This is a genomic window from Ferrovibrio sp. GW821-FHT12F09, assembly GCF_058806775.1.
In genome coordinates this window covers 536419-556049 of the sequence record NZ_JBXAPZ010000001.1, presented here as the reverse complement: position 1 = coordinate 556049, position 19631 = coordinate 536419, and the positions used below count along the sequence as shown (strand labels likewise).

Sequence of the window (19631 nt, the reverse complement as noted above, 5' to 3'; positions counted from 1 at the left end):
TCTTTTTCGCCGCGAGGCAGTTATGAAATTCGGACATTTCTTCGTTGATCGGCCGATCTTTGCCGCGGTGGTCTCCATCGTGACGGTGATCATCGGCGTGATCGCCTTCCTCAACCTGCCGGTTTCGGAATATCCCGAAATCGCGCCGCCGCAGATCAATGTGTCAGCCAGCTATCCTGGCGCCGATGCCGAGACGCTGGCCCGCACGGTGGCGACGCCGATCGAGCAGGAAATCACCGGCATCGAAAACCTGCTCTACATGTCGTCGTATTCCACCGCCGACGGCCTGATGCAGCTCACCGTCACCTTCAAGCCCGGCACCGATCTGGATACCGCGCAGGTGCAGGTGCAGAACCGCGTCACCATCGCCGAGCCGCGCCTGCCCGAAGAAGTGCGCCGCCAGGGCATCACCACCCGCAAGCAGGCCGGTGACTTCCTCATGGTCGTGCATCTGCTGTCGCCCGATAAGACCTACGACCAGCTCTATATCGCCAACTACATGCAGCTGCGCATCCGCGACCAGCTGCTGCGGCTGGACGGCGTGGGCAACATCCAGATCTTCGGCGGCAGCGAATACGCCATCCGCATCTGGCTCGACCCCAACCGTCTCTCGGCCTATGGCTTGTCGGGCGCCGATGTCGTCGCCTCGCTGCAGGCGCAGAATGTGCAGGTTTCCGGTGGTGGCCTCGGCCAGCAGCCGGCGCCGGACTACAATGCCTTGCAGGCCATTGTGACGACGCAGGGCCGCTTCGAGGATGTGCGCCAGTTCCGCAACGTGATCATCAAGGCCTCGGCCGATGGCCGCCTGGTCAAGCTGGAAGACGTCGCCCGCGTCGAGCTCGGCGCCAAGGACTACAACAGCCGCAGCTATCTCGACGGCCAGACCGCGATTGCGCTCGGCGTGTTCCAGCGTCCGGGCACCAACGCGCTGGAGACCTCTGAATCGGTCATCAAGAAGATGAACGAGCTGCAGAAGGATTTCCCGCCGGGCCTGGAATACACCATCATCTACAATCCGACCGAGTTCATCGCGGAATCGGTGCGCGAGGTCTACAAGACGCTGATCGAGGCGATCATCCTGGTCGCGCTGGTGGTGCTGGTCTTCCTGCAGAACTGGCGCGCCTCGCTGATCCCGATCCTCGCCATCCCGGTCTCGCTGATCGGCACCTTCGCCGTCATGCTGGCCTTCGGCTTCACGCTGAACGTGCTCAGCCTGTTCGGCCTGGTGCTGGCCATCGGCATCGTGGTCGACGACGCCATCGTGGTGGTGGAAAACATCGAGCGTAACATCGCGCTGGGCATGAGCCCGCGCGATGCGGCGCATGAAACCATGGACGAGGTGGGCACCGCGGTGATCGCGATTGCCGTGGTGCTGTCGGCGGTGTTCATTCCCACCGCCTTCATCCCCGGCATCACCGGGCAGTTCTACAAGCAGTTCGCGCTCACCATCGCCACCGCGACGATCCTGTCAGCCTTCAACTCGCTGACGCTCTCGCCGGCGCTGGGCGCCATCCTGCTGCGCAAGCACGAAGCCGGCCATGAGTCGAAGTTCGCGCCCATGCGCTGGGTGCAGCTGGCGGCGCACAAGTTCAACACCGGCTTCGACAAGACCAGCAACGCCTATGCCAAGGGCGTTGGCGGCATCATCACGCGTCGCGTGATGATGCTGGGCGTCTATGCCCTGCTGGTGGCGGCGACCTTCTTCATGTTCCGCACCGTGCCGCCGGGCTTCATCCCGCCGCTCGATCGCGGCTATGCCATCGTCGTCATCCAGCTGCCCGACGGCGCCGCGCTCGGCCGCACCGACGCGGTGACGCAGAAGGCGACCAAGATGATCGAGGGCACGCCGGGCGTGGCGCATGTGGTGGCCATTCCGGGCTTCAACGGTGCGACCTTCACCAACGCCACCAATGCCTCGGTGATGTTCACCACCTTCACGCCCTTCCATGAGCGTCTGCCGCAGGGCCTGACATCGACGGCCATCATCGGCCAGATGATCGGCAAGCTGCAGGGTATCGAGGAAGCCTTCGTGATCGCGGTGCCGCCGCCGGCGGTGCCCGGCATCGGTTCGGGCGGCGGCTTCAAGATGCAGCTGCAGAGCCGCACCAGCGATGACGTGCGGCCGCTGCTGGCCAAGGCCTACCAGATCATGGGCATGGCCATGCAGACGCCGGGCGTGACCGGGGTGTTCACCACCTTCTCGGCCACCTCGCCGCAGATCTTCCTGAACATCGACCGCACCAAGGCGCAGATGCTGAACGTGCCGCTGTCGAATGTGTTCGAAACGCTGCAGGTCAATCTCGGCTCGGCCTATGTGAACGACTTCAACGCCTTTGGCCGTATCTTCCAGGTGCGCGCCCAGGCGGATGCGCAGTTCCGCCTCAACAAGGAGGACATCTCGCGTCTGAAGGTTCGCTCGGCCACCGGTGACCTGGTGCCGCTGGGCACGCTGGTTGAAATCAGGGAGACCGCCGGCCCCGACCTGCTGCAGCGCTACAACACCTTTGTATCGGTGCCGCTGCAGGGCAACACGCCGCCGGGCGTGTCGACCGGCCAGTCGTTGCAGATCATGGAGGGCCTCGCCAACCAGGTGCTGGAGCCGGGCCAGAGCTTTGAATGGACCGAACTGGCCCTGCAGGAGCGTTCGACCGGCAACACCGCCACCTACATCTTCATCCTGGCGGTGGTGTTCGTCTTCCTGGCCCTGGCGGCCCAGTATGAAAGCTGGGTGTTGCCGCTGGCCATCATGCTGATCGTGCCGATGAGTGTGCTGTTCGCCCTGCTCGGCGTCTGGGTCGTCGGCATCGACAACAATGTGCTGGTGCAGATCGGCCTTGTGGTGCTGATCGGCCTGGCGGCGAAGAACGCGATCCTGATCGTGGAATTCGCCCGCCAGCTGGAAGCCGAGGGCAAGTCGCCGTCGGAAGCGGTGATCGAGGCCTGCCGCCTGCGTCTGCGCCCCATTCTGATGACGGCGTTTGCCTTCATCCTGGGTGTGCTGCCGCTGGTTACCGCGGTTGGCGCCGGTGCGGAAATGCGTCGTGCGCTTGGCACGGCGGTGTTCTCCGGCATGATCGGCGTCACCCTGGTGGGTCTGTTCCTCACGCCGGTGTTCTACGTGGTGTTGCGCGGCCTGATCATCGGACGGCGGAAAACCAAGGATGTTCCTCCGGCACACCCGCCAGCGGTACAGCCGGGCGAATAATCCGACGCCGAGAAACAAGATTTTTTGCGGCAATGGCCGGGGAGCAATCCCCGGCCATTATCGTTTTATGGCAGGCGCTGCCGCGCCGTTGAAACCGGTCACGGGCTGCTTATGTCAGCCCGGTCCGGACAAACCGATCAAGGGGAGAGACCGATGAGCCAGATTCCCAGCCGCCTCGCGCCGACCCAGGCCAGCACGCACATCCTGATCGTCACCACCTCGCACAGCCTGATGGACAGCGGCGACATCACCGGCGTCTGGGCCGAGGAACTGGCAACGCCCTATTACCTGTTCCGCGATGCCGGCGCGAAAGTGACGGTCGCCTCGATCAAGGGCGGGCCGGTGCCGTTCGATCCGCGCAGCATCAGCGGCAGCGAACCGCAGCCCGACAGCGTGCAGCGCCTGCTGGCCGACAAGCCGGTGATGGATGCGCTGCAGGCCACCCCGTCGATTGCCGGCCTCGACAGCCTGCTCTATGACGCGATCTTCCTGCCCGGCGGCCACGGCACCATGTGGGACCTGCCGCAGAGTCAGGCGCTGGCGCAGCGCATCACCGATCTGGATGCGCGCGGCAAGCCGATTGCCGCCGTGTGCCATGGACCAGCCGGGCTGGTGAATGTGAAACGCCGCGATGGCAGCTGGCTGGTTGCCGGCCGCAGGGTCACGGGGTTCACCAATGAAGAAGAGAAGAAGGTGGGTCTGGCGAAAGCCGTACCCTTCCTGCTGCAGGACCGTCTGGTCGAGCGCGGCGGTGATTTCGTGGCGGCCGATGATTTCCAGCCCCATGCGCTGCGCGACGGCAACCTGATCACCGGGCAGAATCCGGCCTCCAGCGAGCAGACCGCGAAGCTGATGCTGCGTGCCCTGCATGAGCGCCATGTCATGGCAGCGTAAGCAGCCTGGCGCAGCCGGTCTTTATCGTAGGAGGGCCGGATCGAGCGTGAAGAGTTCGGACGGGCTTTCGACGCCGCGCAGCGCATAGCGGCCGAGCGAGACCGCTTCGTCCTTCAGGCCGCCGGCCACGCTGCGGAAGGCGGCCGAGAGAATGGCGCGCTGGTCGACCGAGCGGCTTAGCCCTGAGATGCGCGACAGCTCGTTGACAGCGGGGCCGACGACGGTGAAGTCGAGGCGGTCCTCGCCGCCGAAATTGCCGTACAGCACTTCGCCCACATGCAGCGCCACCGACATATCGGTGACGGGGAGCCCGGCATTGGCGCGGCGGTTGCGGACATGGCGCAGGTCCTTCATGCAATGCTTCAGCGCGGCAAGCGCCTGCTGGCAGGCATTCTGCAGGTTGCCGTCGTCGCGGAAGATGGCCAGCACGCCGTCGCCGACGAATTTCAGCACCTCGCCGCCATGGGCATGGACGGCGGCGACCGCGGCGCCGGCATAGTCGTTCAGCAGCGGCATGATCAGTTCGGGCGTGACGGTGTCGACCAGGCGCGTGAAGCCGCGCAGGTCGCTGAACCACAGCGCCGCCGAAATGCGTTCGGCATCGCCGCGGCCGATGGTGCCGGACAGCACGCGGCGCGCTGCATCGCGGCCGAGATAGGTTTCCGCCAGCGTCTCGGCGATGCGGCGCACGCTGGCCGAACGCACGGCGGCGGCCGCGAAAGGAATCAGCGCATTCAGCGTCTCGATCTGCCGGTCGCTGAAGCCTTCGCCATGGGCGGTGGTCCAGGAGGCATAGATGCTGTCGAGCTGGCCGATGATCGCCTTCTGGCCAAAGCGCGTCATGGTCACCAGGTAATCGGTGTAACCCTCGCCAGCCAGTTCGGTGATGATCGGGAAGCGATGCTCGCCGTTGAGGCCGATCATGCGCACCCGCAGATGCGGCTCGCCGCTTTCCTCCAGATGGTAGAACGGGCTGGCGCGCCATTTCTGCTCGCCCTCGGCGGAGATCGAGCGGCCGAACTCATGCAGCGCCACCTGCTCCTGCTCCTGGTGCCAGGAGAAGATGCGGCCGGCCAGCACCGGATGCAGGGTATCGGCGCCGAGCAGGGCGCGCTTGATGGGAATGCCGGCATCGTTCAGGCCGGCGCAGAACTGGCCGAGGATTTCGCCCTCGTCCAGGCCGTTCAGCGAAGCATCGGCGATCGAGCGGGCAAGGTGGGTAAAAACGAGCGGATCCATGGCCGCAAGATAGGGCGGGGATTGCCGAAAAACGACTGTCGTGTCTGGGTTTTTTTCCTGCAGCCGGCAGTTGCCCGGAGGCTGGTGATTGCAACAGCAATCACCCCTATGGCTCGGCCAGCCAGCGGATCCAGCGGCCGTGATAATCCCCCTCGGCCAGGCGATGGGTCTTGCCGCCCGGTTTGTTGCCGGGCCACAGCGTCAGGGTCAGGTCGGCGCCATCGCGGGCCAGGCCGGGTTCGAGGCGCAGCCAGGCCAGCGGGGCATCGGCCGTGGCCGTCGCGCCGGCGGTTTGCATCAGGGCCGTGATGCGCTGCTGCTCCGCTGCGCCGATATATTGCCAGACGATGGAATGGTAGAGCACGAAGACGGCGCCCGGCCGCCGCTGCCGCAGTTCACGGGCGACGAAATCGGCGGCCGCGATCCGTTCGACTGCGACACTCTGTCGCCGTGCATGGTCGAGCGCGGCGCGCACCCGCTCCAGCCGCTGCGGCTGGTCGGCCCAGATATAGGACAGCAGGCGCTGGCAGTGCTCGGGATTCGCAGCCGTCAGCGGCGCGATGTCGCAGCCGGCGCGGTCCAGCACCTTCGGCATCGCGGTGGGCGGCGCGACGCCCTGCCAGTCGGCGCGCAGCCGCAACGGCGCCGTGGACGGGTCGCCATGCTGCCAGTCGGCAAAATCATAGGCATAGGCATCCCAGCTCAGGTTCAGTCCGGTGCTGGCGCCGATCTCGCGGCATTGCAGGGCGAGATGCGGATAGCTTGCGGCGATCTGGCGGAAGCCGCCGAGCAGCACGGCCGCGCGCTGCGGGTCGTTGGTCTGTGGCGGACTTTGCAGATACTGCGCCAGCAGCGCGTGGTGGCGGGTCAGGGCGGCGCTCAGCGAGGCGCCATCGATGCTGCGCGCGGCGTACGCAGCCCCCAAATCCGGATCGCCCTGCAGCACCGCGCGATGCAGCGCGCCGGCCACGCGCAGGGCCAGGGCATCGGCCCTGGGCTGGCCCGGCCAGGACAGGATGTCTGCGGCCCAGCCGGGCGCGGCGGTCAGCAGTGTGCCGATGCCATCCAGCACCGTGCCGGTAAAGGGCGAACCGAGCGCGCGGCAATAGCCGGCCTGCTCGTGGAAATGCGCGATAATGGGTTCAGGATCGGCCATGGGGCATTGTGTTTATGCACCGCCCGCCCTGTCCAGCCCGGGATTGCAGCGGGACAATTGACCCGCGGGGCTGCCGCCGCGTAGAGAGAAGACGCCTGCCCGCTTGGCGGAATTGGTAGACGCACGGGACTTAAAATCCCGAGGCCGCAAGGCCGTGCCGGTTCGAGTCCGGCAGCGGGCACCACCTCACTCACATCGGCGGCACCAGGCCGTCGCGACCCACGGTGATGCGTTCGGCGCTGTAGCCGCCATCGGCGGTCTTCACTGCCTGCACCAGCACATGATTGCCGGGTTTGACCAGGCTGCGGTCGCCGGGTGCAAAGGCTACCACCGGCACGCTGTCGGGCACCAGCACCTGCTTGTCGCCGCCGGGATAGGTGAGCGTCAGCATGCGGCCGCGCGCATCGGCTTTGGCCGCCACCACGGTGCTGACGGTGGCATTGGTCATGGTGTTGCCGCCCGCATTGCCACTGGGGCCGCCGCCATCCCACGGGCGATGGCCTTCACCGCTGCCGCGTTGCGCCTCTGTGAAGATATGCACCTCCAGCGCCACCAGGCGGCCGTCGGGCTGCGGCATGGCTGCGGTGCCGATATAGCTGTTCGGCTTGATCGCATCGAGCGAGGCCGGCACCAGCGCGGTGACCGTGGCAGTTGGGCTGAGCGTGAGCCTGACTTTCTCGCCCTCGCGTGTGGTGAGACCGAGCGTCTGGCCATCGACACTGTCGATGCTGGCGCGCAGGCGGCGCGGGGCTTCCTGGGCGGATGCGGCAACGGCAAACAGTGCGGCCGCCAGAAGGGTGAGCAGGGTTTTCATGGGGAATCTCTGGCCTGGGCCGATGGGGAGGGAGGGCTGTCATCAGTCTGCGCGGACCCGGCGCTGCCGCAACACACATTGGCTTGAAAGCGGCGCAGAGGCGGCCCGGGCGCGCAAACGTGATCGCCGGCACAACGGCCTGTGGACAATTCCCCTTGACCTTGGATATCGCAAACTATATCTTACGATACGTCTAAGGACACAACGAAAGACCTAACGAATGAGTGAATATATCATGCATCCCCACATTATCAATGCGTTACGCGAACATCGTGCCATGCACCGGGGCGGTCGCCGCAGCCATTTCCGTGGCAAACTGGCCGCCGCGCTGTTCAGCTCCGGCGATGACAGCCTGGGCGGTCATGGCTTCCGCGCCAGCCGGGTGGTCAACGCGGCCGATCTTCAGCTGCTGATCCTGGTGCTGCTGGAAGAGCACCCGCGCCACGGCTACGAGATCATCAAGGCGCTGGAGGAACACACTTCGGGTTTCTATGCCCCGAGCCCGGGCGTGATCTATCCGGCGCTGACCTATCTGGAAGAAATCGGGCATACCAGCGTGGCGGCGGATGGCGCCAAGAAGCTGTACAGCCTGACCCAGGCCGGCCGCGACTATCTGGCCGAGAACCGCGTCAATGCCGACACCATGATGGCGCAGCTGGCCAAGATCGGCGAGCGCATTGCGCGGGCCAAGAGTTTCTTCCGCGGCGGCAGTGAAACGCCGGACGACGATGACGCCGGCTATGGCCGCCGCGGGCGTCATGGCGGCGGCGATCCGACCTCGTCGATGAAGGCGGCCCGGCACAACCTGCGCGCCGCGCTGCATGAGAAGGACGACGCCTCGCCCGAGGAACAGCGCCGCATCATCGACATCTTGGTCCGCACGGCAAAAGAAATCCGTGGCCAGTAATCACAACAAGCGGGGGTATGGATGGGCAGCATCAGAACCAGCGATATCGCCTGGAAAGGGCATGTCATGAAGGGTCATCGTTACCGCGTTACCATCGAGCATGTCGGCACGCCGCGCGAAGGCACGGAACGCCAGCCGGCCCTGATCTTCGAGACCGTCAATCACGATGAGATCATCGGCATCGTCGAACGCATCCGCGCCAGCGGGCATTACGCCGAGGACGAGGCGGCCTCGCTCGGCATCGGTCTGAAGCTGTTTGCCGAAGTGATGCTGAAGCGCCGTGACGACCCGCTGTTCGCCGAGCTGCGTCCCGCGATCCGCGCTTTCATTGGCGGTTTGAAGGATCGCAATCGTGGTGCTGCGGCACCCGTATAGGGTAGCCGCGGCAGCCGGGGGCGCCGCGTGTGCAATCGCTCGCACACCGCAGCGCCGCCACAGCGCCCCCCACGGTCTGTCCGCTTTAGTCGGCTGCCTCGGGCATGTCCCACAGCTCGACCGGTCGATAGGGCATACTGATGCCCAGCAGCGTATCGGTGTTGATGCCGTCGAAAGCCAGCGGCAGCATCAGGTTCTCGCTTTCGCGCCAGCCATTGAAATCGAGAGCATCGTCTTCCACCGGGATCGGGCCGCGGCGCCAGGTCGGCACGCCATCGCGCGCCGTGGTGATCAGGCGCAGGCGGTTGGCGGCCCAGGCCAGCGGCCGGGCTTCGTCATACCAGCGGTTGGTGAGATCCTGTCCGATGGCTTCGACAAAGGCGCAGCCCGCCATGCGATAACGGAAGCGCCAGGACGGACTGCGCTGCACATCCAGCATCCAGCAATAGGGCAGCAACTCACCGAGCAGGCTGCGGTCGATGACATTGCGGGACGGCACATGGCCGTCAGCGGTGCAGAGCCGCAGCCAGTGGCACAGCAGCTCGCGCACCTGCAAATGCCAGCCCTGGCCACGATCGGCCGCGCGCACCACATGCCAGCCATCTCCGAGGAGGGCCGGCGGCGATGTGAAATGTGCGGGGGGCGGCAAAATCATGGCCGCACCCTAGACAGCTTCGCACCCGCCGTAGCGTTACTTTCCGATTACGTTATGCGGGCCGGATCATTTGTCACGGCAGCATCAGCCAGTGCAGGCTGAACAGCTCGTTCTCGTCGGTCCAGGCCGCACCGGGCAGGAAACCGGCTTTTTCTGCCAGCTGACGGAAACCGGCCACCGTGTATTTGTAGGAGTTTTCCGTGTGAATGGACTCGCCGGCCGCAAAGCTGTAGCGCTGGCCGCCGATCTGCACGCTCTGCGCCCGCGCGCTGACCAGATGCATTTCGATGCGATGCAGATGCGGCTGGTAGAAGGCGTAATGGTGGAACGCGTCGAGGTCGAAATCGGCGCCCAGTTCGGTATTGGCCCGGCGCAGCAGATTCAGGTTGAAAGCCGCCGTGATGCCCTGGCTGTCATTATAGGCCGCATGCAGCAGCGCCGGATCCTTCACCAGATCGACGCCGATCAGCAGGCTGGCGCCCGAGGGCCCGGCCTGTTCCGACTCACCCCGGGCGTTGCCCAGCATGCTGGCGGCGTTGCGCAGAAAGCGCAGCGCCTCTTCCGGCGTGAAATTGCCGATGGTCGAGCCGGGGAAAAAGCCGACCCGGCTCTGGGCGAATTTCTCGCGCCTGGGCAGCGGCAGCGTCTGCATGAAATCGCCCACCACCGGTCGCACGGCCAGACCGGGGTAATCCTTGGCCAGGGATGCCGCAGCGCTGCTCAGATGCTCGCCCGAAATATCGATGGGCAGATAGGCGCGCGGCGTCTTCAGCGCATCGAGCACCAGGCGCACTTTGTCCAACGCTCCTGCGCCGAACTCCACGAGTTCTGCATCGGGGCCGATGATGGCGGCGATCTCGCTGGCATTGTCGCGCAGCATCTGCATCTCGGTGCGGGTCGGATAATATTCCGGCAGCGTGCAGATCTGCTCGAACAGTTCCGAGCCGCGGCGGTCGTAGAAGTATTTCGCCGGCACCGCCTTGGGCCAGCCGGCCAGGCCCTTGTGCATGTCGCGCGCGAAGTCGGACTCCTGGTCCGGGCTGCGGACGACCTGGGGTTTGAAGCCGCGGTTGCGCGGCCGTTCGAAATTGAGGACGGCAATGTTACTCATAGATCCTCCGCGAGACGGATGCCGGAAAACTGCCAGCGCGCGGCCGGCGGGAAGAAGTTGCGATAACTGGTGCGGATATGGCCGGGCGGCGTGACGCAGGAACCGCCGCGCAGCACTTGCTGGCCAATCATGAATTTGCCGTTGTATTCGCCCACGGCGCCGGCAGCCGGACGGAAGCCCGGATAGGGCTCGTAGGCCGAGCGCGTCCATTCCCAGACCTCGCCCAGCATCTGCAGCTCGCCTGACAATCCATGGCAGGGCCGCGGATGCGGATGGGCGCGGTCGAGGAATCCGCCGCTGGTGCTGCGCTTGCCAGACGCGGCCGCATGTTCCCATTCGGCCTCGGTGGGCAGGCGTTTGCCGGCCCATTCGGCAAAGGCGGCGGCCTCGTAGAACGAGACATGGCAGACCGGCTCGGCCGGATCGAGCGCGCGGCGGCCCTGCAGGGTGAAAATCTGCCAGGTCTCCTTGCGCGCATCCTGCAGCCAGTAGGCCGGCGCCTGCCAGCCCGCGGCCTGCACGGTGGCCCAGCCATCCGACAGCCAGAGCTCCGGCCGCGCATAGCCGCCATCGGCGATGAAATCGAGATACTCGCCGCAGGTGACAGGGCGGTTGGCGATGCGATAGGGCTGCAGCAGCGCGCGATGGCGCGGCGCTTCATTGTCGAAGGCGAAGCCATGACCGTCATGGCCGATCTCGACAATGCCGCCGGCAAAGGCGGTGAAGCCCATTGGCGCCGCTGGCTCGCGTGTCTGGCTGTGCGGTGGCACATAGGCCGGCGCGAACGGATGCCGTGAGAAGGCATGCTTGATGTCGGTGAGCAGCAGTTCTTGATGCTGCTGTTCATGGGCGAGGCCGAGCGCCACCAGCGGCGCGATGCGGGCCAGCGTGTCGTCGTCGGCGCGGCCGATCAGTTCGACCATCGCGGCATCCACATAGCGGCGATACTGCGTGATGGCTTCGGCCGGCGGCCGGCTCAGGATGCCGCGCTCGGGCCGCGGATGGCGCTCGCCGACCTGCTCGTAATAGGAATTGAACATGTAATTGAAGTGTTCGTCGAAAACGCAGTAGCCGGGCTGATAGGGCTGCAGCAGGAAGGTTTCGAAAAACCAGGTGACATGGGCGCGATGCCATTTGGTCGGGCTGGCATCGGCCATCGACTGGATCGACTGGTCTTCCGGCGACAGCGGCTCGGCCAGCTTTTCGGTCAGGTCGCGCACCGCGCCATAGCCCCGCAGCAGGCCGTCGCGCGCATCGAGGCTGCGCATCTCCGTTGCCGCGACAGTAGTTTCGGTTTCATAGATATCGGAGATATCCGACGGCGGCACACCGGCGGTATCGCCCTTGTCCAGGGCAAAAGTCTCACTCATCTCTGCGATACTCCCCGGCCTCGGCCTGCCTTGACGCGGTGGCCCTCGCTGGCGGACAGGGAAACGGCCTGTCGGCACCGAGGTTCCGCGTTGCGTTAACGTTTGTCGGACCGTCTGGGCCGGCACGCCGGCCTCTATCAGATAGGGCGAGTGTAGGCCCAAACCATGACAGCTGATGTCAGGATTGCGTGTTTGCGGCCGATGGCGCGGCTTGATTTTCCCGGTCTTTCGGGATGCGGGGCCGCGTTTCCGGTCGCGCTGTGATTTCCGTCACCTTACCGCCAGCGGGCAAGGCACGGTCTCAGCCGCGCAGATGGCTGTCGATCAGCCGGTCGGCTGCATCGGCGAGCGCCCGGGCCGGGCCGCCGCCCTGGCGGAAAATCTGGCCGCTGACATAGGCGCCCTCGATCAGCAGCATCAGGCTGTCGCCCAGCAGCTTGGGATCATCGGCGCCCATATCGGCGGCAAGCTCGGCAAGTTTCAGCCGCAGCTGCTGCTTGTGGCCCTCTGAAACCAGGCGGGCGGGATGATTGCTGTCGGGGTATTCCACCGCCGTGTTCGACAGGCCGCAGCCGCGATAATCTGGGCCGCCGGCGCGTTCGCCCAGGCCGCGCAGGTAGTTGAACAGGCCTTCGCGCGGATTATCGGCGCCAGCCTTGGTCAGGTGGGCAGCAAACCGCTGCCAGAATTCGGCGTCGTAATCGCGCAGGTAAGCCGCCGCCAGTGCGTCCTTGGAGGGAAAGGCGCGATACAGGCTCGGCTTGGTGACGCCGGCCTTGGTGACGATCTCGTCCACGCCGATGGCGCGGATGCCGGCGCGGTAGAATAGCTCGCGCGCCGTGCGGCGGATCTTATCGGCCGCGCGCGGGCGCGCCGGCGCCTCAGCCTGGCCGGCGGTATCGGGGGTGGGATCGACCTGGGCTTTCCGGGTCACGGCAGCAGGTTCCTTATCGGGACTTGACGATGTAACCGATCGGTACGTATATAGATGCATCGCAACACGTACCGGTTAGTCACATGAGCCTAGCACGCCCCGCCCTTCTTGGCCAGAAATATGCGTTTGTCGTGGTGGCCATCATTTTCGTCTGTCTGCTGGTCGCCGCCGGCCTGCGCTCCACCCCCAGCGTGCTGCTGGTGCCGTGGGAGCAATCCTTCGGCTGGAGCCGTGACACCACTTCCCTGGCCGCCGCTATCGGCATTTTCCTCTACGGGCTGGTCGGGCCCTTTGCCGCCGCCCTGATGCAGAGCTTCGGCATTCGCCGCACCCTGATCACCGCCCTGGCGCTGATGGCGGCCTCGACCGCGCTGTCCACCCTGATGACCGAACGCTGGCATCTGATCGCCAGCTGGGGCGTGCTGACCGGCCTCGGCTCCGGCGCCGTCGCCCTGGTGATGGGCGCGACGATCACCAACCGCTGGTTTGTCACCAACCGTGGCCTCGTCATGGGTCTGCTGACCGCCAGCACCGCCACCGGCACACTGATCTTCATTCCGGTGCTGACCGCGATTGCCGATGCCGGCGGCTGGTCCGCCGTGGTGTGGACGGTGGCGATTGCCTGCGCCGCCCTGATCCCGCTGGCCTGGTGGCTGCTGCCCGAGCGGCCGGCCGATATCGGCCTGCTGCCCTATGGCGCCACCGAGGCGCCAGCCGCAGCCGGCCCGGCGCAGAACCCGCTGGTCTTCGCCGTCTCGGCACTCGGCCGCGCTTCGAAGAAGCGCGACTTCTGGTTCCTGTTTCTGACCTTCTGGATCTGCGGCTTCACCACCAACGGCCTGGTCGGCACCCATATGTTGTCCTTCTGCGGCGACATGGGCATCGCGGCGACGAGTGCGGCCGGCGTCCTGGCGCTGATGGGCTTTTTCGACCTGTTCGGCACGACGGCGTCGGGCTGGCTCACCGACCGCTACGATCCGCGCAAGCTGCTGTTCATGTATTACGGCCTGCGCGGCCTGTCGCTGATCTACCTGCCCTATACCGATTTCTCGATGGTCAGCCTGTCGATCTTCGCCGTCTTCTATGGCCTCGACTGGATCGCCACCGTGCCGCCGACCGTGAAGCTGGCGGTGGAGGCCTTCGGCGAGCGTGACGGTCCGGTGGTGTTCGGCTGGATCGCAGCCGGGCATCAGCTGGGCGCGGCGAGTGCGGCCTTCTTCGCCGGCTACATGCGCGTGCAGCAGGGCGACTACCTGCAGGCCTTTATCATTGCCGGCATGACCGGCGTGGTGGCTGCCGTGGTCTCGCTGCTGATCCGTGGCAAGAAAAAAGAGATGGTGCTGGCGGCAGCATAACGCACCATCTCTTTCGTCATCCCCGCGAAAGCGGGGATCCAGTGCGGTGGGAGCGACGATATGAGGCTTACACTGCCCTGGTCGCCTTCAGCGAGGCGGCCAGTTCCGCCGGCGTCGTGACCGGCAGGCCGCAGGTCGGGCCGAGACAGACATAGGCCGTCGGCTTGCCATCGATCTGCGTCTTGCCGGTGGCCGGATGGGTTTCGGGCAGCGTCGCATCGGGCGCCGTCACCATCACCACGCGGTTGGGCACCGAGACGCGATAGGCCGCATCGACCAGCGCTTCCGTCGCCGCATCGCCGCGTTTGCCGATGATCGCCACCTGCACGGCATTGCCGAAGAAGTCGGCGTTGTTGAGGAAGCTGCCCATCGGGAAGAAGTTGCGGCCCACATCGGGCGAGAAGGCATCCATCAGCATCTGCGCCCGCTCGCGCCAGACCAGTTCACCGGTCAGGTACCACAGCCGCGCAAACACGCCGAGCAGCGTGCCGTTGCCGGCCGGCGTGGCATTGTCGGCCGCATGGCGCGTGCGCGCGATCAGGTCTTCGGCATCCTTCGAGGTGAGGAAATAGCCGCCGTTGACGCTGTCGCTATAGTCGCTCTCGACCACCTCGGCCCAGCGCCTGGCCTGCGCCAGGTAATCCGGATTGCCGGTCGCCTCGAACAGGCTGAGCGCTGCGCTCATCATGTTGGCGTAATCGTCCAGCAGGCCCGGCGCGACCAGGATGTCGGTGCGCCAGCTGTGGCCAAGACGATGCTCGCCGAAGGCCATGGTGGAGGCGATGAAGCCGTAAGCACGTTCGGCCGCCGCCAGCCATTCGGGCCTGGCATACTGGCGTGACAGCGTGGCCAGGCTTGCGATCATCAGGCCGTTCCAGTCGGCCAGCACCTTGTCGTCCCAGCCCGGCTTGATGCGCGTCTCGCGCGCGGCAAAGAGCTTTTCACGGGCGGTCTTCAGTTTTTTCTCGCTTGCCTCGTCCTTCAGGTCGGGCTCCAGCGAGCGGCGCAGGATGGTCTTATGTTCCCAGTTGCCGTCCTCGGTCACGTCATAGGCGGCACAGAACTCGCCGGCATAGGGGCCGAGCACCGTCTCGATCTCGCCCATATGCCAGACGTAGAACTTGCCTTCCTCGCCTTCCGAATCCGCATCCTGGGTGGCGGCAAAGGCGCCGCCCTCGGCAATCATTTCCCGTAAGAGCCAGCCGACGGTTTCCTCGATGCGCTGGCGCAGCATCGGATCGTTAGTCTCGGCTTCCACCATGGCCATGTGAGACAGAAGCTGCGCGTTGTCGTAGAGCATCTTCTCGAAATGCGGTGCCAACCATTCAGCATCGGTGGAGTAGCGCGCGAAGCCGCCGCCGAGATGATCGTAGATGCCGCCCTGGGCCATGCGGGTGATGGTGTTGACCACGGCAACGGAATAATCGGCGATGCCGGTGCGCAGGTAGCCGCGCCACAAGAGATCGAACAGGCCGGTCTGCGGGAATTTCGGCGCTGAGCCGATGCCGCCCTGTTCGGGGTCGACATGGCCGAGCACCTGTCCCACCACCTGGTCGAGTACCTCGTTACTCAAGGGCAGGCGGTCGCGGCTTTGCGGCTTGGCCATGTTGCGCAGCGCGCCGACCAGCATCTTGGTGTTCTGGGCGATGGCGTCGCGTTTTTCGTGATAGGCCTCGGAGATCTTGTTCAGCACCTCGACAAAGCCGGGACGACCGAAGCGCGGCTCGGGCGGGAAGTATGTGCCGCCCCAGAAGGGCTCGCCCTTGGGCGTCAGGAACATGGTCAGCGGCCAGCCGCCCTGCTCGCCCAGCACCTGCAGGGCATTCATGTAGAGCGTGTCGATATCGGGCCGTTCCTCGCGGTCGACCTTGATGTTGACGAACAGCCGGTTCATCACCCCGGCGATCTCGGGGTTTTCAAAGCTTTCATGGGCCATGACATGGCACCAGTGGCAGGCGGCATAGCCGATGCTGAGCAGGATCGGCTTGTCGGCGGCCTGGGCGGCGGCCAGCGCCTCGGGGCCCCAGATCTGCCAGTGCACGGGGTTGTCGCGATGCTGCTGCAGATAGGGCGAGGCGGCCTTGTCCAGATTGTTGCGCGCCATATCGCTCTTGATCCCTGACAACGGGTCGGTGGCCATGCTAGGTATTTGTCCTGCTTCTCAATTTAGGCATTTCCATCCAGCAGTATGGTGCAGCGATGAAGGTCACTGTCAATGTTGATTGCACGCCGGAAGAGGCCCGTGCCTTTCTCGGCCTGCCCGATGTGCAGCCCATCCAGGAGGCCGTGATGGCCCAGATGCAGGAGCGCATGCTGAATTCCCTGAAATCCATGGATCCCGAGGTGCTGCTCAAGACCTGGGGCCCGATGGGGGTGCAGAATTTCGAGCAGATGCAGAAATTCTTTTTCAGCCAGTTCCAGAACCCGCTGGGCGGGGGCGGCACCAGCGCGGACAAGAAGAAGTAGGTCGCCGCCATGACCCGTCTGCCCGGCGATCCGGCCGATTTCTACCAGGCCCATATCTTCGTCTGCACCAACGAGCGGCCGGAAAACCATCCGCGCGGGTCCTGCGCCCGCAAGGGCGGCGAGAAGCTGCGCAACTACATGAAGACCCGCGCCAAGGAGATGGGGCTCGGCCTGGAACAGGGTGTGCGCGTCAACAATGCCGGCTGCCTGGAGCGCTGCGAACTGGGGCCGACGCTGGTGATCTATCCCGACGGGGTCTGGTACCGGGCCGAGACCTTTGCCGATATCGACGAGATTCTGGACGTGCATGTGAAACAGGGCGGCCGGGTGCAGCGCCTGCTGCTGAAACCGGAAGACGGCCCGGATCATTCCGCGAAGAAGAAGTGAGGGACATGCTGAAGGCCTTGATCGGACTTCTCCGGTCAAGCCGGGAACAATTCCCGGATGGCTCTCACCTTCGGCCGACGACCAAGGAATCCATGGAATACGCGCGGTCGGATGGGCGGCGCATGGAGATAGAGGTCTATCCGGGGGCAGACGGCATTGATCAGTGTGTGTATCTGAACCGGTGGCTTCCGCCGGATGAGATGCAGCAGATAACGCCCGCCGAGCTGGCGGCTATTCAGACCAATCTTGACGGCTATTTCCGGCGGCGGGGGCTGTCGTATCGGATCGATCCGGCCTCGATTGCCGGTTTGGGTGGGTGACGATCATGCCTCCCGAGACCATCTACGCGCTGTCGTCTGCGCCCGGCCGCGCCGGTGTGGCGGTGATCCGCCTGAGCGGACCGCAGGCCGCCGATACGCTGCTGGCCTTTACTGGCGGGCAGTTGCCGCGCCCGCGCGCGGCCAGTTTACGCAAACTGAAAGACGCCGACGGCACGCTGCTGGACGAGGGCATGGTGCTGTGGTTTCCGGCGCCGCACAGCTTCACCGGCGAGGATGTGGCCGAGCTGCAGGTGCATGGCGGCCGCGCCGTGCTCGGCGCCATCTTTGCCGCGCTGGCGGCGCTGCCCGGCCTGCGCCTGGCCGAGCCGGGCGAGTTCAGCCGCCGGGCGTTTGAGCATGGCAAGCTCGACCTGACATCCGCCGAAGGCCTCGGCGACCTGATCAATGCGGAGACCGAAGCCCAGCGCCGGCAGGCGTTGCGGCAGATGCAGGGCGCGCTTGGCGATCTGTATGAAGGCTGGCGCAACCAGCTGGTGCGCGCACTGGCGCATCTGGAAGCCGATATCGATTTCCCCGACGAAGACCTGCCCGAAGGCGTGGCGGCGGAGGTGAAGCCGCAGCTGGCGCGCCTGCGCGCCGAGATCGCCGCCCATCTGGATGACCGCCAACGCGGCGAGCGCCTGCGCGATGGTCTGATGGTGGCGATCCTGGGCGCGCCCAATGTGGGCAAGTCGTCGCTGCTGAATGCACTGGCCAAACGCGAGGCCGCCATCGTCTCGGATATTCCCGGCACCACGCGCGACGTGATCGAGGTGCATCTGGATCTGGGCGGTTATCCCGTGGTGCTGGCCGATACCGCCGGCCTGCGCGAGACCGCCGATGCGATCGAAAGCGAAGGCGTCACCCGCGCCCTGAAACGCGCCGAGGCCGCCGATCTCAAACTCGTGGTGCTGGACGCCACCGACACATCTGTGCCGAAGGAGACCGCGGCGCTGATCGATTCAGATGCCATCGTGATCGCCAACAAGGCCGATGCGGCCAGTGTCGCTGCGGGTTGGGAAATCAATGGCCGGCCGGTGCTGCCGGTTTCGGTGCGCGGCAATCTGGGCATGGAAGCCCTGCTGGCGATCCTGGAAAGCGAAGTCACCGCGCGCATCGGCCTCACCGGCAATGCGACGCTGACCCGCGCCCGTCACCGCGAGGCGCTGATGGATTGCCTGGCCGCGCTGGACCGGTTTCTGATCGGCAATGCGCGCAACAATTCCAGCGCTGAACTGGCGGCGGAAGACGTGCGGCTGGCGGCGCGTGCGCTCGGCCGCATCACCGGCCGGATCGATGTGGAAGATTTGCTGGATGTGATCTTCCGCGATTTTTGTATCGGGAAGTAGGCGGCATTATGTAGCAAGCGCACCTCCGGGCTAAAGCTGTGAGGTGGTTAATCCTGATACTCGTCTTCGGGTGGGGCGTCTGCAATTCTCACGAATCGCTGGGAATGAATATCGTATTTTCGGCGGAACGCCATTTGCCTTTTAATGCTGCTGCCGGGTGCATCGAGATAGGCAATATGACCGACAAAGAAAACGCCAAAATCATGAGCCCACTGAAGACGGTGATCTTTGTCCCAACGATGGGTGGCGTCTTTGTAAACGCAGTTGACAGTTTCGCCGGGCAATATCCGCCCTATATGCGCGGGTGCGTCCGGGAATTCCCTTTCAGGAGTCAGACGAAAATTCGGATAGCCTACCTTATTCACAAACTGTATGCCGATATGGCTATTGGTTATCCACGCTTCGGAATCGCCAATATTAGTAATCGTGTATTGAACAACAATCGTGTTTTCCAGTGGGTCAGTGATTGGGGCCAAAGCTTGTCGCACGATCAGTTTCGGGCGGTGGGTGGCGATAAACTCTTTATGGATTATGTCGGCCTGCACTCTAGCATGCACTGCAGATTCCTCGGCAGCTACGGCGGCTTTTCTGGCATATCGAACCGTCAGTCCCAGGCCAATCAAACCCGAAGTGCCGATAAGGATTTGGAAAAGGGTAAGGAAAACCATATCGCGGGCAGCGAGCGCAGTTACCCACTGGGCTCTCAAATCGAAAGCAGTGGTGTATTGCTCGCTATTTTGCTTCCCGTCTTCGCTCTTTTGGGCGGCTGTTTCGGGCTGTCCAAACTTATTGACGGTACGGAGCCAGCGCAGAGAATCATTGGCGGCGTCCTTGTCACCATACCATTCGTTATTTTGTTTCTGTTTTTCCGAACCGCCCTTGGGTCGTTCCAGTAATAGCAAAGGCGCAACGATAAAAACCGCGAAAGCGGTTGCGGCTGACCCCCCAAGCGTAAGGTGCTTACGCCAATTGCTTTTAGACATTGTAGTAAGAAAGCAGCTGTGAATCCCCCATGGCTGATCTTATTGGCGATATTCCGCTCTGTCTCAGGGATTTTTATCGGGAGGGGGCGTCGGATTTGGCGTCCCACCTAG

At 64.6% G+C, this 19631-nt stretch carries 18 protein-coding genes, 1 tRNA gene and 1 pseudogene; 10 read left to right on the top strand and 10 right to left on the bottom strand.

What is annotated here, in order from left to right; translation table 11 throughout:
• The first annotated feature begins 22 nt into the window (after positions 1-22).
• On the top strand, positions 23-3205 hold the full coding sequence (locus tag AC1ROB_RS02865) for an efflux RND transporter permease subunit (protein ID WP_492972261.1): 3183 nt from the start codon (positions 23-25) through the stop codon (positions 3203-3205).
• 153 nt (positions 3206-3358) lie between these two features.
• On the top strand, positions 3359-4099 hold the full coding sequence (locus tag AC1ROB_RS02860) for a type 1 glutamine amidotransferase domain-containing protein (protein ID WP_492972262.1): 741 nt from the start codon (positions 3359-3361) through the stop codon (positions 4097-4099).
• A 21-nt stretch (positions 4100-4120) separates the two neighbouring features.
• Here AC1ROB_RS02860 and AC1ROB_RS02855 read toward each other — a convergent pair whose 3' ends face one another.
• Positions 4121-5338, bottom strand: a complete 1218-nt coding sequence (locus AC1ROB_RS02855; RefSeq protein WP_492972263.1) for an adenylate/guanylate cyclase domain-containing protein — start codon at positions 5336-5338, stop codon at positions 4121-4123.
• Positions 5339-5444: 106 nt separating this feature from the next.
• Positions 5445-6494: a DUF2332 domain-containing protein gene (locus tag AC1ROB_RS02850; protein WP_492972264.1), complete on the bottom strand. Its 1050-nt coding sequence runs from the start codon at positions 6492-6494 to the stop codon at positions 5445-5447.
• A gap of 97 nt (positions 6495-6591) precedes the next feature.
• On the opposite strand from AC1ROB_RS02850, the gene AC1ROB_RS02845 reads away from it, so the two are divergent.
• Positions 6592-6678 (top strand) — tRNA-Leu (locus AC1ROB_RS02845).
• A gap of 6 nt (positions 6679-6684) precedes the next feature.
• Here AC1ROB_RS02845 and AC1ROB_RS02840 read toward each other — a convergent pair.
• Entirely contained in the window at positions 6685-7308 is a 624-nt protein-coding gene (locus tag AC1ROB_RS02840; protein WP_492972265.1) for a hypothetical protein, read from the bottom strand.
• A 235-nt stretch (positions 7309-7543) separates the two neighbouring features.
• Here AC1ROB_RS02840 and AC1ROB_RS02835 point away from each other — a divergent pair, with 235 nt between their 5' ends.
• Both AC1ROB_RS02835 and AC1ROB_RS02830 read left to right on the top strand, forming a co-directional pair.
• Positions 7544-8215, top strand: coding sequence for a PadR family transcriptional regulator (locus tag AC1ROB_RS02835; protein WP_492972266.1), 672 nt, complete (start codon positions 7544-7546; stop codon positions 8213-8215).
• Positions 8216-8236: 21 nt separating this feature from the next.
• On the top strand, positions 8237-8590 hold the full coding sequence (locus tag AC1ROB_RS02830) for a DUF3861 domain-containing protein (RefSeq protein ID WP_492972267.1): 354 nt from the start codon (positions 8237-8239) through the stop codon (positions 8588-8590).
• A gap of 85 nt (positions 8591-8675) precedes the next feature.
• Here the strand turns inward: AC1ROB_RS02830 and AC1ROB_RS02825 are convergent, their stop codons facing one another.
• The 4 genes from AC1ROB_RS02825 to AC1ROB_RS02810 all read right to left on the bottom strand — a co-directional run bounded on the left by AC1ROB_RS02825 (position 8676) and on the right by AC1ROB_RS02810 (position 12660).
• Entirely contained in the window at positions 8676-9245 is a 570-nt protein-coding gene (locus tag AC1ROB_RS02825; protein ID WP_492972268.1) for a PAS domain-containing protein, read from the bottom strand.
• Between the two features lie 73 nt (positions 9246-9318).
• Complete coding sequence (gene egtD / locus AC1ROB_RS02820) at positions 9319-10356, bottom strand: L-histidine N(alpha)-methyltransferase (protein WP_492972269.1); 1038 nt, start codon at positions 10354-10356, stop codon at positions 9319-9321.
• Entirely contained in the window at positions 10353-11726 is a 1374-nt protein-coding gene (egtB, locus tag AC1ROB_RS02815; RefSeq protein WP_492972270.1) for an ergothioneine biosynthesis protein EgtB, read from the bottom strand. Before egtB ends, egtD begins: the two co-directional genes overlap by 4 nt.
• A gap of 301 nt (positions 11727-12027) precedes the next feature.
• A complete protein-coding gene (locus tag AC1ROB_RS02810; protein WP_492972271.1) occupies positions 12028-12660 on the bottom strand; it encodes a TetR/AcrR family transcriptional regulator in 633 nt (210 codons plus the stop codon).
• 83 nt (positions 12661-12743) lie between these two features.
• Between AC1ROB_RS02810 and AC1ROB_RS02805 the strand changes: the two genes are divergently transcribed.
• A complete protein-coding gene (locus AC1ROB_RS02805) occupies positions 12744-14015 on the top strand; it encodes an MFS transporter (protein ID WP_492972272.1) in 1272 nt (423 codons plus the stop codon).
• A gap of 67 nt (positions 14016-14082) precedes the next feature.
• Here AC1ROB_RS02805 and AC1ROB_RS02800 read toward each other — a convergent pair whose 3' ends face one another.
• On the bottom strand, positions 14083-16155 hold the full coding sequence (locus tag AC1ROB_RS02800; protein WP_492972273.1) for a thioredoxin domain-containing protein: 2073 nt from the start codon (positions 16153-16155) through the stop codon (positions 14083-14085).
• A 59-nt stretch (positions 16156-16214) separates the two neighbouring features.
• Between AC1ROB_RS02800 and AC1ROB_RS02795 the strand changes: the two genes are divergently transcribed.
• The 4 genes from AC1ROB_RS02795 to mnmE are packed head-to-tail and all read left to right on the top strand — an operon-like array spanning position 16215 to position 18537.
• Positions 16215-16481: a DUF6489 family protein gene (locus AC1ROB_RS02795; RefSeq protein WP_492972274.1), complete on the top strand. Its 267-nt coding sequence runs from the start codon at positions 16215-16217 to the stop codon at positions 16479-16481.
• 9 nt (positions 16482-16490) lie between these two features.
• A complete protein-coding gene (locus tag AC1ROB_RS02790) occupies positions 16491-16868 on the top strand; it encodes a (2Fe-2S) ferredoxin domain-containing protein (protein ID WP_492972275.1) in 378 nt (125 codons plus the stop codon).
• Positions 16869-16873: 5 nt separating this feature from the next.
• Positions 16874-17188, top strand: coding sequence for a hypothetical protein (locus AC1ROB_RS02785; protein WP_492972276.1), 315 nt, complete (start codon positions 16874-16876; stop codon positions 17186-17188).
• Positions 17189-17193: 5 nt separating this feature from the next.
• Positions 17194-18537, top strand: a complete 1344-nt coding sequence (mnmE, locus tag AC1ROB_RS02780; protein ID WP_492972278.1) for a tRNA uridine-5-carboxymethylaminomethyl(34) synthesis GTPase MnmE — start codon at positions 17194-17196, stop codon at positions 18535-18537.
• A gap of 47 nt (positions 18538-18584) precedes the next feature.
• Here the strand turns inward: mnmE and AC1ROB_RS02775 are convergent, their stop codons facing one another.
• Positions 18585-19520: a hypothetical protein gene (locus AC1ROB_RS02775; protein ID WP_492972833.1), complete on the bottom strand. Its 936-nt coding sequence runs from the start codon at positions 19518-19520 to the stop codon at positions 18585-18587.
• 20 nt (positions 19521-19540) lie between these two features.
• Positions 19541-19627, bottom strand: a pseudogene (locus AC1ROB_RS02770) (hypothetical protein); the annotation flags it as partial.
• Between the last annotated feature and the right edge of the window lie 4 nt (positions 19628-19631).